The following is a 5,354-nucleotide window of genomic DNA, read 5'->3' as shown; positions in this document are numbered from 1 at the left end:
CCCGAACGCGGCGATGACGGCCGCCGACGAGAACGTCTCGTTGTCGCGCAGCATCTGCTGGGCTTCCTCGTGGCGGTAGACGATGAAGACGGGTTTGGATTCCTCATGCGGCATCCCGGAAACGTCGAGGCGCTGAATGGGTTCCTCGCGGCGCAGCCGCGCCAGTTCCGTGTACGGGTCGCGCACGTCCCCGGAGACCGCGTCGTCGAAGGCGCCGAAGTCCTCCAGGTCGTCGAATAGCTGTTCCATACTTTCCCCTCAGCCCCCTTGGGTTCCCTTGCGCTTCGCCGCCAGCGCGGCCAAGCGTTGCAGCACCGGCTGCGGCAGCACGCGCGCTGCGAATACCATCGCCCGTTGGCTTAGCGTCAGCGGCCACGCCCCGTCGCGCATCGTGCCCTGTCTGGGTATGCCCAGCACGACCCGCGACATGTGGTGCATGCCTGAAGCCGGCAGGATCCTGTTGGCCGCCAACAGCATCGATGCATCCAGTCCGACGCCGCGGCGGCGGAACGGCACCCGGTCGTCCAGCGCACTGACCAGGCCGTCGGTGAACTTCTCGGGTGGCCTGGCGAGTTTCATCGCGGCCCTGCCGCGGGTGTTCATGGTGTTGTGCAGCCGGGCGTACGGGCCGCCCAAGTCGCGGTTGTCGGTGGTGCCCGCGTCGGTGATGATCTCGGTGTCGTACGTGCCGGCGACCAACACGGTGACGCCCAACCCGAAGGGCGCGATCTCGCACGCCATGGCTTCGCCCCACCGCTCCAGCGCCCCCTTGGCCGCGGAGTACGGGGCGGTGGCCGGTTGGCCGCGCACCCCGGCCGCACTGGACACCAGGACGATGCGTCCCTCGCCGGCCGCCCGCATCGATGGCAGCAACGCCTGGGTGAGCGCAACCGGGCCCATGACGTTCGTTTCGAACATCCTGTGCCACAACGCCATATCGGTCTCCTCCACCATTCCGGCGGCGGAGATTCCGGCGTTGTGCACCAGGGCGTAGGGGGCGCCGCCGGCTTCCTCGATGGCCTTGGCCGCCGCCGCGATCGACGCCGGGTCCAACAGGTCGAGCTGCACGCCGACCAGCCGATCGTCGTCTTGACCGGCGCCCGTCGCCGCCCGCAGCGGCGGCAGGCCGACGTCGGGCGTCCGCATCGCCGCGATAACCCGCCAGCCTTCGCGGTACAGCCGCACCGCCGACGCGAAGCCCAGACCTCGCGACGCGCCGGTGATGACGACGGTGCGCGGCTCAGCCATGCGCGCCCGGGGTCGCGCAGGCACCCACACCGGGCGGTGGGGAATCGACATGGGGCCGCCCGTTGGGCTCCCCGCTGGCCCAGGTCGACCAGATGCCGACCGAGTATGGGCCCTGCGCCCCAGCCTTTTCGTAATAGCCTTGGGGGTCGTACACTTTCGCCTCCGGATACGGCCAGGGGCACGCGACGGAGGTCGCCGCGTGGCTGACCTTGATGACCCAGAACCACGCCCCGTAGGCGAAGTAGGACACGTTGATGATGGCGAACATCACCAGGAACGTGCCGAGCACCGGACGGGTCGGGAAGATCTTGGCCTTCGCGGCCAGCTTCTCGGCCACCGACTTGCCGGTGTCGTCGCGGTAGCAGAGTATCGCCGCCGGAACCATCACGAAGGTCACCGAGAACGACTCCCAGATCAGCGGGAACTGGAATGTCGTGCCGGTGAACACCGAGCCCCACGGGATCACCTGGGAGTAGATGTACATGCCCCAGTGGATCAACGTGTTCTCCAGGAAGGCATCGATGACGAACCCGATCACCAGGACTATCGCCCCCAGGCAAATCAGTGGGTGCCGCGAAACGAAGGCCTCTGGCCCTTTGCGGGCCTGCAGCTTGCGCAGGATCCATATCCCTGGGAAGTACGGCCCGAAGTAGAACATCACGTAACCGAAGACCACGAAGGGTTCGACCGTAGGCGAAATCGACACCAGCGGCCAGGATTCCGGCCAATGCACCAAATCCGGGTTGTAGACCGCGAACGGTGACCAGTTCATGATCGGGTCCTGCCACACGATCAGCGTGGTGCACAGGAACATGAGCATCACCGGACTACCGGGATTGCGGCGCCAGCCTCTGATGAAGACGATCAGCAGCACGACCAGCGCCACGACCGTGGCCCAGTCCAGGAACCCGATGTAGTCGAGCCCGAACGTGAATTTCACCGGGCGGGGCCGACCCTGCACATTCGGGTTGGCGACGCGGGGGTCCAACGCAACGCGGCAGTTCGCGATGAAGAAGAGCGTGAACGCGGCGAGGGCGGCGCCGGCGACCCAGCCGCCCCAGCCCCGCTTGTCCGTCCGCCGCGGGGGCGCCGGATTTTCCTGCGCCGCAAGCGGTGCGGATTGATCGGTGCTCATGTCTTTGCCAGCCTCACTCTCCGAAGCGATCGACCAGGTGCGAGTTGGTGCCGTCGGCGTCCAGCGTGCGGGCCACCAGATAGCCGGCGCCCATCCACGCGCGCCGCGTCCACTTCCCGAAGGAGACGCGCGTGCCGGGGGCACCCGACGCGGCGGGCATCATCTTCACCCGCTCCAGCGCCTCCTTGACCCCGCGCGGGCTGAGCGGGTGGGCATCGGCGAACGCGCGGACGAGGGTGGCGGCAACGTCGTGGTTGACCACCGACACGCAGTACTCGGGCCGGCTGCCCTCGTACCTCTTCGCGTAACGGTCGAGGAAGTCCTGGCCCAGCCGGTTCTCCTCGTCGTACTGGTCGACGCCGACCCAGCCCATGAACGCGTCCCACATGATCGGGTTCACCCAGGCGTTCTGGAATGCGGTGGTGGTGAATCGCGGCGGATCCCAATCCACGGCCTGCAGCGCGGGGTTGATGAAGACGATGCCGAAGCCGAACCCCAGATGCACGATCGCCTCGGCCTTGGCCTCGTGCAGCGTGCGGACGGCGTCGTTGATGTCTTGCGCGGTCTGGGCGATTGCCGCCTCCGCGACGATGCGAATGCCCTTGCGGCGGCACGCACTTCGAAGATTCTTCAGGTAGCTCTCGCCGATCAGATTCTGCTCCACGAGGACACCGATTTCCGAGAGTCCGCGTTTGGCGACGAGGTCGGCGATGAAGATCGGCTCATCGGTCATCGAGCCCTGCGGGAACGCGAAGGTCCATTCGCCCAGCCAGTCGTCGGTGCCGGTGACGCTGATCGCCGGCACCTTGAACCGCTCCTCGATCGCCTCGCGGGTCGGCACGCAGTTGTCGGTGATGTGCGGCCCGAACACCACCAGGCAGCCCTCGTCGACGAGCTCGCCGAACGCATCGATAACCGCCTTGACCGATCCCTTGGGCAGGCCCTCCACCTCGCGATAGATCATCTGCACGGGGCGATCGAGAAGGCCCTGCCCAACGGCTTCTTCGAAGACGAGGTCGAAGCACCGCGTGAAACTCGCCATCAGTTCCTCGGGGAAACCCGGCGGCAGCGTGAAGTCCATCAGGTAGCCGACTTTGATCGGCTCAGCGCTGCTTTCGTAGGACATCGAACCTCCCGAACCTCACGCACGCCGAACCACGGCAAACCTAATATTTGTTCAGACCCTAGCGGCGGCCGTATGCAGCGTCAATCATTCGCCCGCGCCGCCCAGATAGATCCCGATCAGCTCGGCCAGGGCCCTGCCCACGGCCACGTCGTCGGTGAGCGGCCCCGCGATCGCGGCGCGAGCCGCCTCTCGCATGGTGAGCCCCTCCGCCACCAGCCTGCCCGCTGCGATCAGCACGCGGGTCGACGCGACCTCACGCAGGCCGCCGGTTTCCAGCCGGCGAATGGCCTGTCCCAACCGGACCAGGTCCGCGGCGGTGGCGTCGTCCACGCCGGCCTCGTGTGCGACGATCCCCTCTTCGATATCGGCTGCGGGGAAATCGAATTCGATGGCGACCATTCGCTGCCGGGTCGAATCCTTGAGGTCTTTCAGCACGCTCTGATAGCCCGGGTTGTAGGACACCACCAGGCCGAACCCGGGCGCCGCATCGAGCGTGACGCCGAGACGTTCGATCGGCAGCTGCCGCCGGTGATCCGCGAGCGGGTGCAGGACCACCGTGGTGTCCTGCCGGGCTTCCACCACCTCGTCGAGATAGCAGATCGCCCCCTCACGCACCGCCCGTGTCAGCGGGCCGTCCACCCAGACGGTTTCGTCGCCCTGCAACAGGTACCGGCCGACCAGGTCGGCCGTGGTGAGGTCGTCATGGCAGGCGACGGTGATCAGCGGCCGGCCGAGATCGTGGGCCATCGCCTCGACGAACCGGGTCTTGCCACAGCCCGTGGGCCCCTTCAGGACAAGGGCCAGACCCTGGCGGTACGCCGCCTTGAATACGGCCTCCTCGCCGCCGATCGCCTTGTAATAGGGGCGCGACGCCCCGGCCTCGGGCATCGCGCCGTTCCGGTGCACCAGCCCGGACTCGTTGGCCATACCTTCCCCTCCGCTACCCACGGTCAATCGAGCCTATCGCGGAACAGATGTTTGTTTCAAGCTGTCTGACGAGCGCGTTTAGGCTCGGCCATCGGTTGTCGTGGCGCGTCATGACACCCGGCGCCGGACCTCGGCCGAGCGCAGGGCGGACCGGAACAACGGGCCGATCACGCCCGCGAGTTGGTCCGGGCGCGCGATCGTGGCGTGTGCGGCGGTGCCGAACACGCGGCGCGGCGACTGCACGTCGGTACCCGCGCCGATGGTCAGGCACACGCAGCCGATGCCGCGGCGGCGGGCCTCGGCCAAGGCGCGGCGCGCATCGGCGGCGCCGTAGGCCCGCTCGTAGCCGTGGTCGTAGGCCAGCCCGTCGGAGAGCACCACCAGCAGCCGCCGCGACGTCCCGCCGCGCGCCTCCAGCACCGCCGACCCGTGCCGGATCGCCGCGCCGAGGCGCGAATACGCGCCCGGCTCAAGGCTGTTGAGCCGGCGCATGACTCGGGCGTCGAGGTGGTCGTCGAATCGCTTGACCGGCACCACGTTCACCGCGCGCCGGCCCTGCGAGTAGTAGGCGTAGAGCGCGACCCGGTCGCCCAGGTCGTGCAGCGCGACGGTGAGGTTGGCGACCGCCGTGCGCTGCTGCTCGTGCACCGTGCGCCCGACCGTGCCGGCCTCGGCGGCCGAGCCCGACACATCGAGGAGAAGGAGCACTGACAGATCCCGCCGGCGCCGCAGGCTGTCGAGGTACACGGCCTCGTCGGGCACCGACCCCGCCAGCACCTCGACGCGGGCCTCGACCGCCGCGTCGATGTCGATGTCGTCGCCCTGCGCCTGGCGATGGCGGCGGTGCAGACCCATCCCGAGCCGGGACAGCGGGCGCCGCACGCCGATGGCGGCCTCGATCGCGTGTGTCGCCGACGG

The 5,354-nt window shown here is 68.2% G+C and carries 5 protein-coding genes and 1 pseudogene; all 6 read right to left on the bottom strand.

All coding sequences use genetic code 11. The annotated features are described in order from the left end of the window. Window positions 1–249 (bottom strand): annotated as a pseudogene (locus A9X03_RS05795) (cytochrome P450); the annotation flags it as partial. A gap of 9 nt (window positions 250–258) precedes the next feature. Then, complete coding sequence (locus tag A9X03_RS05790) at window positions 259–1,248, bottom strand: SDR family oxidoreductase (protein ID WP_067785729.1); 990 nt, start codon at window positions 1,246–1,248, stop codon at window positions 259–261. Next, window positions 1,241–2,383 (bottom strand): spirocyclase AveC family protein, encoded by a 1,143-nt coding sequence (locus tag A9X03_RS05785; RefSeq protein ID WP_067755890.1) that lies wholly within the window; start codon window positions 2,381–2,383, stop codon window positions 1,241–1,243. The genes A9X03_RS05790 and A9X03_RS05785 overlap by 8 nt, the downstream gene beginning before the upstream one ends. 13 nt (window positions 2,384–2,396) lie before the next feature. Next, window positions 2,397–3,509 (bottom strand): ABC transporter substrate-binding protein, encoded by a 1,113-nt coding sequence (locus A9X03_RS05780; protein ID WP_067755901.1) that lies wholly within the window; start codon window positions 3,507–3,509, stop codon window positions 2,397–2,399. An 84-nt stretch (window positions 3,510–3,593) separates the two neighbouring features. Next, window positions 3,594–4,436, bottom strand: coding sequence for a CbbQ/NirQ/NorQ/GpvN family protein (locus A9X03_RS05775; RefSeq protein ID WP_067785726.1), 843 nt, complete (start codon window positions 4,434–4,436; stop codon window positions 3,594–3,596). A gap of 108 nt (window positions 4,437–4,544) precedes the next feature. Beyond that, a partial coding sequence (locus A9X03_RS05770; protein WP_156737068.1) for a VWA domain-containing protein occupies window positions 4,545–5,354 on the bottom strand: 810 nt, incomplete at its 5' end.

This window comes from Mycobacterium sp. E1715, assembly GCF_001667625.1.
Taxonomy (GTDB): Bacteria; Actinomycetota; Actinomycetes; order Mycobacteriales; family Mycobacteriaceae; genus Mycobacterium.
This window is presented reverse-complemented; position numbering and strand designations above follow the sequence as displayed.

Coding starts and splice junctions, on each gene's coding strand:
- A9X03_RS05790 (WP_067785729.1), bottom strand. CDS start 1,248: ATGGCTGAGCCGCGCACCGTCGTCATCACCGGCGCGTCGCGAGGTCTG.
- A9X03_RS05785 (WP_067755890.1), bottom strand. CDS start 2,383: ATGAGCACCGATCAATCCGCACCGCTTGCGGCGCAGGAAAATCCGGCG.
- A9X03_RS05780 (WP_067755901.1), bottom strand. CDS start 3,509: ATGTCCTACGAAAGCAGCGCTGAGCCGATCAAAGTCGGCTACCTGATG.
- A9X03_RS05775 (WP_067785726.1), bottom strand. CDS start 4,436: ATGGCCAACGAGTCCGGGCTGGTGCACCGGAACGGCGCGATGCCCGAG.